The organism is Pseudomonas vanderleydeniana (genome assembly GCF_014268755.2).
Classification (GTDB): Bacteria; Pseudomonadota; Gammaproteobacteria; order Pseudomonadales; family Pseudomonadaceae; genus Aquipseudomonas; species Aquipseudomonas vanderleydeniana.
In genome coordinates this window covers 215,791-231,916 of the sequence record NZ_CP077093.1, presented here as the reverse complement: position 1 = coordinate 231,916, position 16,126 = coordinate 215,791, and the positions used below count along the sequence as shown (strand labels likewise).

At 59.4% G+C, this 16,126-nt stretch carries 17 protein-coding genes; 14 read left to right on the top strand and 3 right to left on the bottom strand.

Annotated elements, in window-relative coordinates; genetic code table 11:
• Position 1 precedes the first annotated feature (1 nt).
• The 3 genes from recF to dnaA are packed head-to-tail and all read right to left on the bottom strand — an operon-like array spanning position 2 to position 3,809.
• Positions 2-1,105 (bottom strand): DNA replication/repair protein RecF, encoded by a 1,104-nt coding sequence (gene recF, locus HU752_RS01065; protein WP_186686519.1) that lies wholly within the window; start codon positions 1,103-1,105, stop codon positions 2-4.
• Positions 1,106-1,140: 35 nt separating this feature from the next.
• A complete protein-coding gene (dnaN, locus tag HU752_RS01060) occupies positions 1,141-2,244 on the bottom strand; it encodes a DNA polymerase III subunit beta (RefSeq protein ID WP_186686518.1) in 1,104 nt (367 codons plus the stop codon).
• A 38-nt stretch (positions 2,245-2,282) separates the two neighbouring features.
• Positions 2,283-3,809: a chromosomal replication initiator protein DnaA gene (gene dnaA / locus HU752_RS01055; RefSeq protein ID WP_186686517.1), complete on the bottom strand. Its 1,527-nt coding sequence runs from the start codon at positions 3,807-3,809 to the stop codon at positions 2,283-2,285.
• A 566-nt stretch (positions 3,810-4,375) separates the two neighbouring features.
• Here dnaA and rpmH point away from each other — a divergent pair.
• The 14 genes from rpmH to HU752_RS00985 all read left to right on the top strand — a co-directional run bounded on the left by rpmH (position 4,376) and on the right by HU752_RS00985 (position 16,109).
• The gene (gene rpmH / locus HU752_RS01050; protein WP_080635311.1) at positions 4,376-4,510 is read left to right on the top strand and encodes a 50S ribosomal protein L34; all 135 of its coding nucleotides are present in this window, start codon (positions 4,376-4,378) and stop codon (positions 4,508-4,510) included.
• 16 nt (positions 4,511-4,526) lie between these two features.
• Entirely contained in the window at positions 4,527-4,928 is a 402-nt protein-coding gene (gene rnpA / locus HU752_RS01045) for a ribonuclease P protein component (RefSeq protein ID WP_217838500.1), read from the top strand.
• Positions 4,921-5,166 carry a membrane protein insertion efficiency factor YidD gene (gene yidD, locus HU752_RS01040; protein WP_039792602.1) on the top strand — a complete coding sequence of 82 codons (246 nt, stop codon included), beginning with the start codon at positions 4,921-4,923 and terminating at the stop codon, positions 5,164-5,166. The genes rnpA and yidD overlap by 8 nt, the downstream gene beginning before the upstream one ends.
• Positions 5,167-5,168: 2 nt before the next feature.
• A complete protein-coding gene (gene yidC / locus HU752_RS01035) occupies positions 5,169-6,845 on the top strand; it encodes a membrane protein insertase YidC (protein ID WP_186686514.1) in 1,677 nt (558 codons plus the stop codon).
• 81 nt (positions 6,846-6,926) lie between these two features.
• Complete coding sequence (gene mnmE, locus HU752_RS01030) at positions 6,927-8,297, top strand: tRNA uridine-5-carboxymethylaminomethyl(34) synthesis GTPase MnmE (protein ID WP_186686512.1); 1,371 nt, start codon at positions 6,927-6,929, stop codon at positions 8,295-8,297.
• A 654-nt stretch (positions 8,298-8,951) separates the two neighbouring features.
• Entirely contained in the window at positions 8,952-10,850 is a 1,899-nt protein-coding gene (gene mnmG, locus HU752_RS01025; RefSeq protein WP_186686510.1) for a tRNA uridine-5-carboxymethylaminomethyl(34) synthesis enzyme MnmG, read from the top strand.
• A complete protein-coding gene (gene rsmG / locus HU752_RS01020; protein WP_186686507.1) occupies positions 10,847-11,491 on the top strand; it encodes a 16S rRNA (guanine(527)-N(7))-methyltransferase RsmG in 645 nt (214 codons plus the stop codon). The genes mnmG and rsmG overlap by 4 nt, the downstream gene beginning before the upstream one ends.
• Before the next feature lie 18 nt (positions 11,492-11,509).
• Positions 11,510-12,304, top strand: coding sequence for a ParA family protein (locus HU752_RS01015; protein WP_017902425.1), 795 nt, complete (start codon positions 11,510-11,512; stop codon positions 12,302-12,304).
• A gap of 9 nt (positions 12,305-12,313) precedes the next feature.
• The gene (locus HU752_RS01010) at positions 12,314-13,186 is read left to right on the top strand and encodes a ParB/RepB/Spo0J family partition protein (RefSeq protein WP_186686504.1); all 873 of its coding nucleotides are present in this window, start codon (positions 12,314-12,316) and stop codon (positions 13,184-13,186) included.
• 148 nt (positions 13,187-13,334) lie between these two features.
• Positions 13,335-13,742: a F0F1 ATP synthase subunit I gene (locus HU752_RS01005; RefSeq protein WP_186686500.1), complete on the top strand. Its 408-nt coding sequence runs from the start codon at positions 13,335-13,337 to the stop codon at positions 13,740-13,742.
• Between the two features lie 16 nt (positions 13,743-13,758).
• Complete coding sequence (gene atpB / locus HU752_RS01000; RefSeq protein ID WP_186686497.1) at positions 13,759-14,631, top strand: F0F1 ATP synthase subunit A; 873 nt, start codon at positions 13,759-13,761, stop codon at positions 14,629-14,631.
• A 148-nt stretch (positions 14,632-14,779) separates the two neighbouring features.
• A complete protein-coding gene (gene atpE / locus HU752_RS00995) occupies positions 14,780-15,037 on the top strand; it encodes a F0F1 ATP synthase subunit C (protein ID WP_002555987.1) in 258 nt (85 codons plus the stop codon).
• A gap of 52 nt (positions 15,038-15,089) precedes the next feature.
• Positions 15,090-15,560, top strand: coding sequence for a F0F1 ATP synthase subunit B (locus HU752_RS00990; protein WP_186686494.1), 471 nt, complete (start codon positions 15,090-15,092; stop codon positions 15,558-15,560).
• 12 nt (positions 15,561-15,572) lie between these two features.
• Positions 15,573-16,109, top strand: a complete 537-nt coding sequence (locus HU752_RS00985) for a F0F1 ATP synthase subunit delta (RefSeq protein ID WP_017902419.1) — start codon at positions 15,573-15,575, stop codon at positions 16,107-16,109.
• Positions 16,110-16,126: the final 17 nt, after the last annotated feature.

The following is a 16,126-nucleotide window of genomic DNA, read 5'->3' as shown; positions in this document are numbered from 1 at the left end:
TTCACTCCCGATGGTCGTGGGTCTGGGTGATACAGCCCTGTTCCACGTGGAACAGCGCAACTGGCGTTTCCGTCTGCCAGCCTTCCCTCAGTAATTCGTGGTCTACACAGGTGATGAATACCTGGCAGCGTAATTCTTCAAGCAAACGACATAGTGCGCGGCGATGCTGGTCGTCGAGTTCCGACGGCAGGTCATCCACCAGATAAATACATTGTCCACGCCGGGCCTGGCTGACCAGGTGCCCTTGGGCAATGCGCAGTGCGCAGACCACCAGTTTCTGCTGACCCCGCGACAGAATGTCTGCGGCGTTGTGGGCGCCCAATCGAAGGCGCAAGTCAGCTCGCTGTGGTCCGGCCTGGGTATGCCCCATCTGCTGGTCCCGCTGCAGGGAGGAGGCGAGCACGGCGCTCAGTTCTTTTTCCTTGTCCCAGCCACGGTAATAGCTCAGCGTCAGCCCCTCGAGTTCAACCAGTTCACTCAAGGTCTGCTCAAAGACCGGTTTCAAGGCTTTGATATAGGCGCGACGGTATTCATCGATTTCGGCACTGGCCAGGCACAGTTCCCGGTCCCAGGCCGCTTGCGAAGCGGCGTCAAGTGTACCATGCCGCAGCCACGAGTTCCGCTGCCGCAGGGCCTTCTGCAGGCGCTGCCAGGTTGACATGAAGCGGGGTTCCACGTGGAACACACCCCAGTCGAGGAACTGTCGGCGAATCTTCGGCGCACCTTCCAGCAGGCGGAAGCTGTCGGGGTTGATCAATTGCAGGGGCAGGATTTCCGCCAGCTGGGCGGCGCTCCTGGCGTTCTGCCCGTCGATGCGAATCTGGAACTCCCCTTGGCGATCACGGGATATCCCCAGCGCGCTGTTTCCTCCTTCGGCCAGCTCGACCTGGCCGAACACCGTGCAGGCCAGTTGCTCATACTGGATCACCGGCAGCAGGCGGGTACTGCGAAACGAACGGGCCAGCCCCAGCAGGTGGATAGCTTCCAGCACGCTGGTCTTGCCACTGCCATTGGCGCCGTAGAGGATATTGATACGCGGGGAGGGGGAGAAGGTCACCGGGTGCAGGTTGCGCACCGCGGTGACCGAAACACGACTGAGAGACATCTAGCGTGTGCTGAACATAGGAAGGCGGGAAACGATCACAGGCGCATCGGCATGACGACGTAGGCCGAGTCATCGTTGTCCGATTCCTGCAGCAGCGCACTGCTGTTGGAGTCGGACAGGATCAGGCGAACCTGCTCGGTGGTCATCACGCCCAGTACGTCCAGCAGGTAGCTGACGTTGAAGCCGATTTCCAGGGAGCCGCCGTTGTAGTCAACGCCCACTTCTTCTTCCGCTTCTTCCTGCTCGGGGTTGTTGGCCTGGATCTTCAATTGGCCGCTAGCCAGTTGCAGGCGAATACCACGGTACTTCTCGTTGGACAGGATCGCGGTCCGGCTGAAGGCTTCGCGCAGTGCCTGACGATCGCCCAGTACCAGCTTGTCGCCGCCTTTTGGCAGGACACGCTCGTAGTCCGGGAACTTGCCGTCGACCAGCTTGGAGGTAAAGGTGAACTCGCCGGTGGTGGCGCGGATGTGGTGCTGGCCCAGAACAATGGCGACATTGCCTTCCGGCTCAGTCAGCAGGCGGGCCAGTTCCAGGATACCTTTACGTGGCACGATCACCTGGTGACGATCCGGCTGGCCGATGTCGGCCTGCATGGAGCACATTGCCAGGCGGTGGCCGTCGGTGGCCACGGCGCGGATCACGCCAGCGGACACTTCCAGCAGCATGCCGTTGAGGTAGTAGCGCACGTCCTGCTGGGCCATGGCGAAGCTGGTGCGCTCGATCAGGCGGCGCAGCTTGCTCTGCTCCAGGCTGCAGGTCAGCGAACCCGGGCCTTCCTCGACCGTTGGGAAATCGTTGGCTGGCAGGGTCGACAGGGTGAAGCGGCTGCGACCCGCCTTGACCACCAGTTTCTGCTCGTCGACCTTGATGTCGATCAGGGCGTCGTTCGGCAGGCTCTTGCAGATGTCCATCAGCTTGCGTGCCGGTACGGTGATCTCACCGGGCTCGGCAGGCTCTTCGAGCTGGACGCGACCGACCAGTTCGACTTCAAGGTCGGTACCGGTCAGCGACAGTTGCTGGCCTTCGACGACCAGCAGCACATTGGAGAGCACCGGCAAGGTCTGGCGGCGCTCGACGACGCCTGCGACCAGTTGCAGGGGTTTCAACAGGGCTTCGCGTTGAATGGTGAAATGCATGGTCTAGTCCCTTGCCTTAATAAGCTGCGCTGCAATTCTCAAGTGGTCAGTGTACGCAGCAGGTTCTTGTAGTCCTCGCGGATGTCCGCGTCGGATTCCTTTAGTTCGTTGATCTTGCGGCATGCATGCAAGACCGTGGTGTGGTCGCGTCCACCAAAGACATCGCCGATTTCCGGCAGGCTGTGGTTGGTCAGTTCCTTGGACAGGGCCATCGCGACCTGGCGCGGACGAGCCACCGAGCGCGAACGGCGCTTGGACAACAGATCGGAGATCTTGATCTTGTAGTACTCGGCCACGGTCCGCTGGATGTTATCCACAGACACCAGCTTGTCCTGCAGGGCCAGCAGGTCCTTCAGCGATTCGCGAATCAGCTCGATGGTGATCTCACGACCCATGAAGTGCGAGTGGGCGATTACCCGCTTCAGGGCACCTTCCAGCTCACGAACGTTGGAGCGGATGCGCTGGGCAATGAAGAACGCCGCATCATGCGGCAGCTCGACCTTGGCCTGGTCGGCCTTCTTCATCAGGATCGCCACGCGGGTTTCCAGCTCGGGCGGCTCGACCGCAACGGTCAGGCCCCAGCCGAAACGCGACTTCAGGCGTTCTTCCAGGCCTTCGATTTCCTTCGGATAGCGGTCACTGGTGAGAATCACCTGTTGGCCGCCTTCGAGCAGGGCGTTGAAGGTGTGGAAAAACTCTTCCTGGGAACGCTCCTTGCGGGCGAAGAACTGAATGTCGTCGATCAGCAGGGCGTCCACCGAACGGTAGAAGCGCTTGAATTCGTTGATGGCGTTCAGTTGCAGCGCCTTGACCATGTCGGCGACGAAACGCTCCGAATGCAGGTAGACCACCTTGGCATTCGGATTCTTCTTCAACAGGTGGTTACCCACAGCGTGCATCAAGTGGGTCTTACCCAGGCCGACGCCCCCATACAGGAACAACGGGTTGTAGCCGTGCTTGGGATTGTCCGCCACCTGCCAGGCCGCGGCGCGGGCCAGCTGGTTGGACTTACCCTCGACGAAATTCTCGAAGGTGAAGGTGCGGTTCAGGTAGCTGGTGTGCTTGAGCGCACCCTCGACCTGGACGGTGCGTTGTTCGGAACGCGTCGGCGCCTGCTGCGAAGCGGCACCCGCCATCGGATCGAAGCTCTCGCGGGACGGTTCTTCGCTGGCCTCGGCCGCTTCCTTCTGCACTGCAGCCGGAGCAGGAGGCGTCACCACTGGAGCGGCTGGCGCCGTAGCTGCGGCTGCAGCGGCACTGGCCGCCTGGGCTTGCGCAGCGGCCAGGGGAGCGTTCGGTGCGGCACGCGGAGCGGAACTGCGCTTGCTGCCTATTAATAAGGAAAGGGCAGGCGCCATGCCATTGCCATGCTCGTTCAACAGTTCGAGCAAACGTCCCAGGTACTTTTCATTCACCCAGTCGAGCACAAAACGGTTCGGTGCATAGACACGCAACTCGTCGCCTTCGGCTTCGACCTGTAGTGGACGGATCCAGGTGTTGAATTGCTGGGCAGGCAGCTCATCACGCAGAAGCTCCACGCACTGCTGCCAAAGTTCCACTGACACGGATATCCCCTAAGTTGAAAGCCGGTGAGGCAAAAACAAGCGGCCATTGTACCGGCAGGCCGAGCACTTATCCACACGTCGATTGCAGGGAGCACCCGGGGAATCAACATCTTATCTGTGAACAAGGCGACCAGTGGTATGTGAATAAGCCCTGTGGATAACCGCCCTTGAGGTCGTTGTACAAGTGGGATCGAAAGGCTGTGGGTAATCCGCCTGTGGATAACAGCCTTTTCCACCCACAACTTATTCGCGGGCGCAGCACAGGCAAGGCACCGTTTCCCCACCGTGTTGTCATTCTCTGTACAGTAGGCGTTTCCTGGCCTCAAGCTACTTATCCACAGATACCTGCGGGCTAAGCTTTTATAAGCTTTACAGAAAAGCTTTAAATAATTCGCTTCTTTATTTCTATGTCTGAAGCCCGTGTTGATCAAGCCTGGAGACACGAAATACCTATAGGAAGGAAAAGCTGGTTGGAAATTGACCTGCGGGCTTGCTTTCTCTAGAATCGCCGGTCTCTTAAAACGGGGGCCATTCCGGCCCGTTGTGACGAACCAGGTAGCAACGCCATGAAACGTACTTTCCAACCCAGCACTATCAAACGCGCCCGCACCCACGGTTTCCGTGCTCGCATGGCAACCAAGAACGGTCGTGCCGTCCTGTCGCGCCGCCGCGCCAAAGGTCGTGCCCGTCTGTCGGTTTGATAATCCGGCTTTGGTGGTGAGTCAGGACTTCAGTCGGGAAAAGCGTCTGCTTACTCCACGACATTTCAAGGCGGTCTTTGACTCCCCTACCGGCAAGGTTCCGGGGAAAAACCTCCTGCTCCTTGCGCGCAACAACGACCTCGATCATCCCCGCCTGGGGCTGGTTATCGGTAAAAAGAGCGTCAAGCTCTCCGTTGAGCGCAATCGCCTCAAACGTCTGATGCGCGAATCGTTCCGTCTGCACCAGGATTTACTGGCAGGCTGGGATATAGTTATCGTCGCGCGCAAAGGTTTGGGGGACGTAGAAAACCCCGAATTGATTCAGCATTTCGGTAAGCTGTGGAAACGCCTGGTTCGTAATGCACCAGCTGCCGCAGTCAAGACCGGTTCTGCAGGGGTAGACAGTCCAGATGCGTAAACTGGCACTCGTTCCGATCCAGTTTTACCGCTATGCCATTAGTCCCCTGATGGCCAGTCACTGTCGTTTCTACCCCAGTTGTTCCTGCTACGCGTACGAAGCCATCGAAACTCATGGACTCCTGCGCGGTGGCTGGCTGACCTTTCGTCGTTTAGGTCGCTGTCATCCGTGGAATGCCGGTGGTTATGACCCGGTTCCACCTATTCCTACCTCCCGTTCTTCTTCGATGGCCGAGTAATCATGGATATCAAACGCACGATCCTGATCGTCGCCCTGGCAATCGTGTCCTACGTCATGGTTCTGAAATGGAACCAGGACTATGGCCAGGCTGCCCTGCCGACTCAGAATGTTGCCAGCACCACCGTTTCCGGTCTGCCGGACTCCGCAACCGGCAGCAATGCCGCCAGTGATGACATTCCACGAGCCACCAATGACACCAGCGCTCCTGCCGAAGCGCCGCTGGCTGTCAGCAAGGACCTCATCCAGATCAAGACGGATGTCCTGGAACTGGCCATCGATCCGAAAGGTGGTGATGTCGCGCAGCTCAAGTTGCCGAAATATCCACGTCGCCAGGATCATCCGGACGTTCCGTTCCAGCTGTTCGACAACGGTGGCGAGCGTACCTACCTGGCACAAAGCGGCCTGATCGGTACCAACGGTCCGGACTCGAATGCCGCAGGTCGTCCCCTGTATGCTTCCGAGCAGAAAAGTTATCAACTGGCCGACGGCCAGGACCAACTGGTCGTCGACCTGAAGTTCAGCGCGAACGGCGTCAACTACATCAAGCGTTTCACCTTGAAGCGCGGCCTGTACGACGTAACCGTTTCCTATCTGATCGACAACGAAAGTGCCCAGCCATGGTCGGGTGCGATGTTCGCCCAGCTCAAGCGTGACGCCAGCTCCGATCCGTCCTCGAGTACTGCCACCGGCACCGCGACCTACCTGGGCGCCGCGCTGTGGACAAGTTCCGAGCCGTACAAGAAAGTGTCGATGAAAGATATCGACAAGGGCCAGCTGAAAGAAACCGTGCAAGGTGGCTGGGTCGCCTGGCTGCAGCACTATTTCGTGACCGCGTGGGTTCCTGCCAAGGGCGACAGCAATGTCGTGACCACCCGCAAGGACAGCCAGGGCAACTACATCATCGGTTACACCGGCCCTTCGCTGAACGTTGCGCCAGGCCAGAAAGCCGAAGTCAGTGCCGTTCTGTACGCCGGTCCGAAGATCCAGTCCGTGCTGAAGCAGTTGTCCCCAGGCCTGGAACTGACCGTCGACTACGGCATCCTGTGGTTCATCGCCCAGCCGATCTTCTGGCTGCTGCAACATATCCACAGCCTGCTGGGTAACTGGGGCTTCTCGATCATCGTGCTGACCATGCTGATCAAGGGCCTGTTCTTCCCACTGTCGGCTGCCAGCTACAAGTCGATGGCCCGCATGCGTGCCGTTGCTCCACGACTGGCGCAGCTCAAGGAACAGTTCGGCGACGATCGGCAGAAGATGTCGCAGGCCATGATGGAGCTGTACAAGAAGGAGAAGATCAATCCACTGGGCGGCTGCCTGCCGATCCTGGTGCAGATGCCGGTTTTCCTTTCGCTGTACTGGGTGCTGCTGGAAAGCGTTGAAATGCGCCAGACTCCGTTCATCCTGTGGATTACCGACCTGTCGATCAAGGATCCGTTCTTCATCCTGCCGATCATCATGGGCGCCACCATGTTCATCCAGCAGCGTCTGAACCCGACTCCGCCGGATCCGATGCAGGCCAAGGTGATGAAGCTGATGCCGATCATCTTCACCTTCTTCTTCCTGTGGTTCCCTGCAGGTCTGGTGCTGTACTGGGTTGTGAACAACTGCCTGTCCATCGCCCAACAGTGGTACATCACCAGCCGTATCGAAGCCGCTACCAAAAAAGCCGCTGCCTGACATACGCTGTGGATAACCACTCAAGACGCCCCCTAGTGGGGCGTTTTGCTATCTGCCACTTTTTGCTTGAGGCCCGCCTCCATGAACGTCCCTCGGGAAACCATCGCCGCCGTTGCCACCGCACAGGGTCGTGGCGGTGTCGGTATCGTCCGTATTTCCGGGCCGCTGGCGCAGGCTGCGGCACTGGCCATCAGCGGTCGCGAGCTGAAGCCACGGTTTGCCCACTACGGCCCGTTCCACGGTGAAGCCGGCGAGGTGCTCGACGAAGGGCTGGCGCTGTACTTCCCCGGGCCGAATTCATTCACCGGCGAAGATGTCCTGGAACTGCAGGGCCACGGCGGCCCGATCGTACTCGACATGCTGCTGCAGCGCTGCCTGCAACTGGGTTGCCGGTTGGCGCGACCGGGTGAATTCAGCGAACGCGCGTTCCTCAACGACAAGCTCGACCTGGCCCAGGCCGAAGCGATCGCCGACCTGATCGAGGCCAGTTCCGCCCAGGCTGCACGCAATGCCATGCGTTCGCTGCAGGGGGCGTTTTCCCAGCGTGTGCATAACCTCACCGAACAGTTGATCAGCCTGCGTATCTACGTCGAGGCGGCCATCGACTTCCCCGAGGAGGAAATCGACTTTCTCGCCGATGGCCATGTCCTGGCGATGCTCGATGCGGTGCGCGAGGAGTTGTCCACAGTGATTCGCGAAGCCGGGCAGGGCGCGTTGCTGCGTGACGGCATGACCGTGGTCATCGCCGGCCGGCCGAATGCCGGCAAGTCGAGCCTGCTCAATGCCCTGGCCGGGCGCGAAGCTGCGATCGTCACCGAGATAGCCGGGACCACTCGGGATATCCTCCGTGAACATATCCACATCGATGGCATGCCGCTGCACGTGGTCGACACCGCTGGCTTGCGCGATACCGACGACCATGTGGAAAAGATCGGGGTGGAACGTGCACTCAAGGCCATTGGTGAAGCAGACCGTGTATTGCTGGTGGTTGATGCCACGGCTCCCGAAGCGGTGGATCCTTTCGCCCTGTGGCCGGAGTTTCTCGAACAGCGGCCGGATCCGGCCAAGGTCACCCTGATCCGCAACAAGGCCGACCTGAGTGGCGAGAGGATTGCCCTGGAAGTCAGTGAGGATGGCCACGTCACGATCAGCCTCAGCGCCAAGGCGGCAGGCGAGGGCCTGGAACTGCTGCGTGACCATCTCAAGGCCTGCATGGGTTATGAACAGACTGCCGAGAGCAGCTTCAGCGCCCGGCGCCGACACCTGGAAGCCTTGCGTTTCGCCAGTTCGGCGCTGGAACACGGTCATGCCCAACTGACCCTGGCGGGAGCGGGTGAACTGTTGGCCGAGGATTTGCGCCAGGCGCAGCAGTTCCTGGGCGAAATCACCGGCGCATTCAGCTCCGACGACCTGTTGGGGAGAATTTTCTCGAGTTTTTGTATCGGGAAATGACAGCCATGCAACAGCATGGTTATCCACAATTCGCGATAGGCTTCTGCCTCGCGGTGAGCCGGGACGGTAGGTTCCACCCGGCTTCGCTGTCCTTCCTGCACCCGGTGACGGGTACTCGCACCGCCACCTGCGCGCTATCCCTGCCTGACCCCGTTATCAGCCATTTCTTGCGCTGACACACCACCTTTCCTTCGATCGATCCCGGCCACGGGAGGTTTTCCCCTGTCCGATCGTCGCCTCCCGGGCGATTTTGTGTGGATTAAGCCCTGTGAATAACCGTGCCTCAGCTCAGTTGATAACCGGGCCTGAAAACTGAGGATTAACCCGTCTGTGGATAACGACCACTTTAATCCACAGGCTTACACCGGTTATCCAAACCCCTCATGAGCACATGATCACAGAGTTATGAATCTCTGTACAGCTTGATAAATATGGCCTACAGCCCCTTATCCACAGATAGGGGGTGCCCTAAGAATAAACATAAAAACAAGGTTTTAATACATTTCCTTCTTTTTGATTTCTATTGCTCATGCTTATCCACAACTGGTTAAATTTTGTGCAAAGGGTTCTTTAGGAAGGGCGAATTCCCTATACTTGGTCATTCAGTCCAAATTTCTCTTATTTACCTACCTGGAAGCAGGCACGAGGTGCGTGGTGGATTTCCCTTCCCGTTTTGAAGTGATCGTCATCGGCGGCGGTCATGCCGGTACCGAGGCAGCACTAGCATCAGCACGCATGGGGGCAAAAACCCTGTTGCTGACGCATAACGTGGAAACCCTCGGTGCCATGAGCTGCAACCCGGCCATTGGTGGCATCGGTAAAAGCCATCTGGTCAAGGAAATCGATGCCCTCGGCGGCGCGATGGCGATCGCCACGGATAAGGGCGGCATCCAGTTCCGTGTCCTCAACAGCCGTAAAGGCCCTGCTGTACGTGCTACTCGTGCACAGGCCGATCGTGTGCTGTACAAGGCCGCTATCCGTGAAATCCTGGAGAACCAACCGAACCTGTGGATATTTCAGCAGGCTGCCGATGACCTTATAGTCGAGCAGGACCAGGTCCGCGGTGTCGTGACCCAGATGGGCCTGCGTTTCTTCGCCGACTCCGTGGTATTGACCACCGGCACCTTCCTCGGCGGACTTATCCACATCGGTTTGCAGAACTATTCCGGTGGCCGCGCCGGCGATCCGCCGTCGATTGCCCTGGCTCATCGCCTGCGTGAACTGCCGCTGCGTGTCGGCCGTCTGAAAACCGGTACGCCGCCGCGTATCGACGCGCGGTCTGTGGATTTCTCGGTAATGACCGAACAACCGGGCGATACGCCGATCCCGGTCATGTCGTTCATGGGCAACAAGGAACAGCATCCACAGCAAGTCAGTTGCTGGATTACCCACACCAATGCCCGCACCCACGAAATCATCGCGGCGAACCTCGACCGTTCGCCGATGTATTCCGCTGCCGGAGAAATCGAGGGCATCGGCCCACGCTACTGCCCGTCGATCGAGGACAAGATCCATCGTTTCGCCGACAAGGCGAGCCACCAGGTGTTCATCGAGCCGGAAGGCCTGACCACCAACGAGCTGTACCCGAACGGGATATCCACATCCCTGCCGTTCGACGTGCAGTTGCAGATCGTCCAGTCGATCCGCGGCATGGAAAATGCCCACATCGTTCGCCCGGGCTACGCCATCGAATACGACTACTTCGATCCACGTGACCTCAAGTACAGCCTGGAAACCAAGGTGATCGGCGGCCTGTTCTTCGCCGGCCAGATCAACGGCACCACCGGTTACGAAGAAGCCGGTGCCCAGGGCCTGCTGGCCGGGGCCAACGCCGCACTGCGCGCCAAGGGCAAGGACAGCTGGTGCCCGCGTCGCGACGAGGCGTACATCGGGGTACTGGTCGACGACCTGATCACCCTCGGTACCCAGGAGCCGTACCGGATGTTCACCTCGCGTGCCGAGTACCGCCTGATCCTGCGTGAAGACAACGCCGACCTGCGCCTGACCGAGAAAGGTCGCGAGCTCGGTCTTGTGGATGACGTGCGCTGGGCGGCGTTCTGCAAGAAACGCGAAGGCATCGAGCTGGAAGAACAGCGCCTGAAGAGCACCTGGGTTCGTCCGGGTACCGAGCAGGGCAACGCCATTGCCGAGAAATTCGGTACGCCGCTGGCTCATGAATACAACCTGCTGAACCTGCTGAGCCGTCCGGAAATCGACTACGCTGGTCTGGTCGAAGTGACCGGGCAGGGCGCGGAAGATCCACAGGTCGCCGAACAGGTCGAGATCAAGACCAAGTACGCCGGCTACATCGATCGCCAGCAGGACGAGATCGCTCGCCTGCGGGCCAGCGAAGACACCCGCCTGCCTGTGGATATCGATTACTCGACCATTTCCGGCCTGTCGAAGGAAATCCAGAGCAAGCTCGGCGCGACCCGTCCTGAGACCCTGGGCCAGGCTTCACGTATTCCCGGGGTGACGCCGGCGGCGATTTCCCTGTTGATGATTCACCTGAAAAAACGCGGCGCCGGCCGTCAGTTGGAGCAAAGCGCTTGAGTTCGTTGGTCACCACGCAACATGCCGAAGAATTATCCACAGGGGCTCGCCAGCTTGGCGTCGAGCTGACCGCGACCCAGCACGAACAGCTGCTGGGTTACCTGTCCCTGTTAATCAAGTGGAACAAGGCCTACAACCTGACCGCCGTGCGCGACCCGGACGAAATGGTCTCGCGGCACCTGCTCGACAGTCTGAGCGTGATGTCCTTCATCGAGGACGGGCGCTGGCTCGATGTCGGCAGCGGTGGCGGCATGCCCGGCATTCCGCTGGCGATCCTGTTCCCCGGCTCGCAGGTGACCTGCCTGGACAGCAATGGCAAGAAGACCCGCTTCCTGACCCAGGTCAAACTCGAACTCAAACTGGATAACCTGCAAGTTATCCACAGTCGCGTCGAAGCCTTCCAACCTGCACAACCGTTCACCGGTATCATTTCCCGGGCGTTCAGCAGCATGGAAAACTTCACCAACTGGACCCGTCGCCTGGGTGACCGCGACACACGCTGGCTGGCAATGAAGGGCGTCCATCCCGCGGATGAGCTGGTAGCATTGCCGGCAGACTTCCACCTCGATAGCGAACACGCCTTGGCCGTACCCGGTTGCCAAGGCCAACGTCATCTGCTGATACTGCGCCGCACGGCATGATTGGGAACACAAGCAAGAATGGCTAAGGTATTCGCGATAGCGAACCAAAAGGGTGGCGTGGGCAAGACCACCACCTGCATCAACCTCGCAGCATCCCTGGTGGCGACCAAGCGCCGGGTGCTGTTGATCGACCTCGATCCACAGGGCAACGCCACCATGGGTAGCGGTGTGGATAAACACGGCCTGGAAAACTCCATCTACGATGTGCTGATCGGCGAATGCGATCTGGCGCAGGCCATGCACTTCTCCGAGCACGGTGGTTATCAACTGCTGCCGGCCAACCGCGACCTGACCGCGGCCGAAGTGGTGCTGCTGGAAATGCAGATGAAGGAAAGCCGTCTGCGCAGCGCCCTGGCGCCGATCCGCGAGAACTACGACTTCATCCTGATCGACTGCCCGCCGTCGCTGTCGATGCTGACCCTCAATGCCCTGGTTGCCGCCGATGGCGTAGTTATCCCCATGCAGTGCGAGTACTACGCGCTCGAAGGTCTGAGCGACCTTGTGGATAACATCAAGCGCATTGGCGAGCTGCTCAACCCCGAGCTGAAAATCGAAGGTCTGCTGCGGACCATGTACGACCCACGTCTGAGTTTGATGAACGACGTTTCCGCACAGCTCAAGGAACATTTCGGTGACCAACTGTACGACACCGTGATTCCCCGCAACGTCCGCCTGGCCGAAGCCCCGAGCTACGGCATGCCGGCGCTGGCGTACGACAAGCAATCCCGTGGCGCCGTGGCCTACCTGGCCCTGGCTGGCGAGATGGTTCGTCGGCAGCGCAAAAATTCACGCGTCGCCGCACCGGCAACCTAAGGAGTCCCCATGGCCGTCAAGAAACGAGGACTCGGACGCGGACTGGACGCTCTGCTGAGCGGTCCGACCGTCAGCGCGCTGGAAGAACAGGCCGTACTGGCCGACCAGCGCGAACTGCAACAATTGCCACTGGACCTGATCCAGCGCGGCAAGTACCAGCCGCGCCGCGACATGGATCCCCAGGCACTGGAAGAACTGGCGAATTCGATCAAGGCCCAGGGCGTCATGCAGCCGATCGTGGTGCGCCCGATCGGCAGCGGCCGCTATGAGATCATTGCCGGTGAGCGTCGCTGGCGCGCCAGCCAGCAGGCCGGGCAGGAAACCATTCCGGCCATGGTCCGCGATGTGCCGGACGAAACCGCCATCGCCATGGCCCTGATCGAGAACATCCAGCGCGAAGATCTCAACCCGATCGAGGAAGCCCTGGCCCTGCAGCGCCTGCAGCAGGAGTTCCAGCTGACCCAGCAACAGGTCGCCGAGGCTGTGGGTAAGTCCCGCGTGACCGTGGCCAACCTGCTGCGCCTGATCGCGCTGCCGGAAGTGATCAAGACCATGTTGTCCCACGGCGACCTGGAAATGGGTCATGCCCGTGCCCTGCTCGGATTGCCGGATGATCGGCAGGTCGAAGGGGCGCGACACGTTGTCGCACGCGGCCTCACCGTACGTCAGACCGAGGCCCTGGTTCGCCAGTGGCTGAGCGGCAAGCCGGCCCCGGTCGAGCCACCCAAGGCCGACCCGGACATCAGCCGCCTCGAACAGCGGCTGGCCGAGCGTCTAGGCTCTGCGGTGCAGATTCGTCATGGACAGAAGGGGAAGGGTCAGTTGGTGATCCGCTACAACTCGCTCGACGAGTTGCAAGGTGTCCTCGCACATATCCGCTGAAACATTTCCTCATGTAGCGCGCAGTCGGAAAAGACTACCCGGCAGTTGAATAGGGGCTGAACCGCCCCTATACTCTGCGCGCATTTTGTCGGCACAATTTATGCCAAGTTATTGATTTGTGGCGGCCGACCCTTGAGGAGCGCAAGTGATGGAAAACCGCAGGCCAAACAGGTTGCCGTTCCATCGCTTGGCGGTATTTCCGGTTTTATTGGCTCAATTGGTCGTATTGCTGGTAGCTGCAGCGGCGCTTTGGCAATGGCGGGGTGTCGTTGCCGGATACTCGGGACTCTGCGGAGGCCTGATAGCATTGCTCCCCAATGCGTATTTTGCTCACAGGGCCTTTCGGTTTTCCGGCGCCCGAGCAGCCCAGTCCATCGTTCGGTCTTTTTATGCCGGCGAGGCGGGCAAGTTGATTTTGACGGCAGTGCTGTTCGCACTGACGTTTGCAGGTGTGAAGCCACTGGCGCCGATCGCGGTATTCGGCGTCTTCGTGCTGACTCAATCGGTCAGCTGGTTCGCACCCCTGCTAATGAAAACAAGACTTTTGAGACCTTAGGGCGTTTGAGGCAAACATGTCAGCAGAATCCGCTTCGGGCTATATCCAGCACCACTTGCAGAACCTGACCTTCGGTCAGCTACCTAACGGCGGCGGTTGGGGCTTTGCCCATTCCGCAGCAGAAGCCAAGGCCATGGGCTTCTGGGCATTCCACGTGGATACCCTGGGCTGGTCCGTGGCCCTGGGCCTGATCTTCATCCTGCTGTTCCGCATGGCGGCGAAAAAGGCGACCTCCGGTCAGCCGGGCGCCCTGCAGAACTTCGTTGAAGTACTGGTCGAATTCGTCGACGGTAGCGTCAAGGACAGCTTCCATGGTCGCAGCCCGGTCATCGCACCGCTGGCCCTGACCATTTTCGTCTGGGTGTTCCTGATGAACGCCATCGACCTGGTACCGGTGGACTGGATCCCGCAACTGGCTGCGCTGATCTCCGGCAACCACGAGATTCCGTTCCGCGCCGTATCGACCACCGACCCGAACGCCACGCTGGCCATGGCTTTCTCGGTATTCGCACTGATCATTTTCTACAGCATCAAGGTCAAGGGCATCGGCGGCTTCATCGGCGAACTGACCCTGCACCCGTTCGGTAGCAAGAACATCCTGGTCCAGGCGCTGCTGATCCCGGTCAACTTCCTGCTGGAATTCGTGACCCTGATCGCCAAGCCGATTTCCCTGGCACTGCGTCTGTTCGGCAACATGTACGCCGGTGAGCTGGTGTTCATCCTGATCGCCGTGATGTTCGGCACCGGCCTGCTCTGGCTGAGCGGCCTGGGCGTTGTCCTGCAATGGGCGTGGGCGGTGTTCCACATCCTGATCATCACCCTGCAGGCGTTCATCTTCATGATGCTGACCATCGTCTACCTGTCGATGGCGCACGAAGAAAACCATTAAGACCGGTCTCGGCCAGTCTGATGTCTCTCCCGGTCAAACGGGAGAGGGCCTCAAGCGGGAAACCGCGGCCAGGCCCGCTGAAACGATTTGTTTTACCGCTTTAAATTAAAAAAACCTAAACCATACGACGTAAAAGTCGGGAGGAAAGATGGAAACTGTAGTTGGTCTAACCGCTATCGCTGTTGCACTGTTGATCGGCCTGGGCGCACTGGGTACCGCAATTGGTTTCGGCCTGCTGGGCGGCAAGTTCCTGGAAGGCGCTGCTCGCCAGCCAGAAATGGTTCCAATGCTGCAAGTTAAAATGTTCATCGTGGCCGGTCTGCTCGACGCCGTTACCATGATCGGCGTTGGTATCGCTCTGTTCTTCACCTTCGCGAACCCCTTCGTTGGTCAACTCGCTGGCTAATCACTCGAATTTTCGAGTTGATTGATGGACAACGAACGAGCGAGGTGTTGGCGTGAACATTAATGCAACCCTGATTGGCCAGTCCGTTGCGTTCTTCATTTTTGTACTGTTTTGCATGAAGTTCGTGTGGCCTCCGGTCATCACGGCGCTGCACGAACGTCAGAAGAAGATCGCGGATGGATTGGACGCTGCCACCCGTGCAGCTCGCGACCTGGAGTTGGCCCAAGAGAAAGCGGGCAACCAACTGCGCGAAGCGAAAGCACAGGCAGCCGAGATCATTGAGCAAGCCAAGAAACGTAGCAATCAGATCGTCGAAGAGGCTGTTGAAAAAGCCCGCGTCGAAGCTGAGCGCGTGAAGGCTTCGGCTCAGGCCGAGATCGAGCAGGAACTGAACAGCGTCAAAGACGCGCTGCGCGCCCAACTGGGTAGCCTGGCCGTCGGTGGTGCCGAGAAGATCCTGGGCGCCACAATCGATCAAAACGCGCACGCGGAGCTGGTTAACAAACTGGCTGCTGAAATTTAAGCGAGGGCGATCATGGCAGAACTGACCACGTTGGCCCGACCTTACGCTAAGGCGGCCTTCGAGCACGCTCAGGCCCACCAGCAACTGGCCAATTGGTCAGCCATGCTCGGCCTGGCAGCAGCGGTGTCGCAAGACGACACCATGCAGCGCGTGCTCAAGGCCCCGCGACTGACGAGCGCAAACAAGGCCGCCGCGTTTATCGACGTGTGCGGCGACAAGTTCGATGCCAAGGCACAGAATTTCATCCACGTCGTTGCCGAAAACGACCGTCTCCAGCTTCTGCCGGAGATCTCCGCCCTGTTCGACCTGTACAAGGCCGAGCGGGAGAAGTCGGTAGACGTGGAAGTCACCAGTGCTTTTGCATTGAACCAAGAACAGCAAGACAAACTCGCCAAGGTTCTCAGTGCACGACTCGACCGGGAAGTGCGCCTGCAAGTTGCGGAAGATGCATCCCTCATCGGGGGTGTTGTCATTCGCGCCGGCGACCTGGTTATCGATGGCTCAGTTCGCGGCAAACTCGCGAAACTGGCCGAAGCATTGAAATCTTGAGTTTGAAGGGGCAGCAG

Excerpts from the sequence above, each read along its gene's own strand:
- recF (WP_186686519.1), bottom strand. The coding sequence starts at position 1,105 with ATGTCTCTCAGTCGTGTTTCGGTCACCGCGGTGCGCAACCTGCACCCG.
- dnaN (WP_186686518.1), bottom strand. The coding sequence starts at position 2,244 with ATGCATTTCACCATTCAACGCGAAGCCCTGTTGAAACCCCTGCAACTG.
- rpmH (WP_080635311.1), top strand. The coding sequence starts at position 4,376 with ATGAAACGTACTTTCCAACCCAGCACTATCAAACGCGCCCGCACCCAC.
- yidD (WP_039792602.1), top strand. The coding sequence starts at position 4,921 with ATGCGTAAACTGGCACTCGTTCCGATCCAGTTTTACCGCTATGCCATT.
- yidC (WP_186686514.1), top strand. The coding sequence starts at position 5,169 with ATGGATATCAAACGCACGATCCTGATCGTCGCCCTGGCAATCGTGTCC.
- mnmE (WP_186686512.1), top strand. The coding sequence starts at position 6,927 with ATGAACGTCCCTCGGGAAACCATCGCCGCCGTTGCCACCGCACAGGGT.
- HU752_RS01015 (WP_017902425.1), top strand. The coding sequence starts at position 11,510 with ATGGCTAAGGTATTCGCGATAGCGAACCAAAAGGGTGGCGTGGGCAAG.
- HU752_RS01010 (WP_186686504.1), top strand. The coding sequence starts at position 12,314 with ATGGCCGTCAAGAAACGAGGACTCGGACGCGGACTGGACGCTCTGCTG.
- HU752_RS01005 (WP_186686500.1), top strand. The coding sequence starts at position 13,335 with ATGGAAAACCGCAGGCCAAACAGGTTGCCGTTCCATCGCTTGGCGGTA.
- atpB (WP_186686497.1), top strand. The coding sequence starts at position 13,759 with ATGTCAGCAGAATCCGCTTCGGGCTATATCCAGCACCACTTGCAGAAC.
- atpE (WP_002555987.1), top strand. The coding sequence starts at position 14,780 with ATGGAAACTGTAGTTGGTCTAACCGCTATCGCTGTTGCACTGTTGATC.
- HU752_RS00985 (WP_017902419.1), top strand. The coding sequence starts at position 15,573 with ATGGCAGAACTGACCACGTTGGCCCGACCTTACGCTAAGGCGGCCTTC.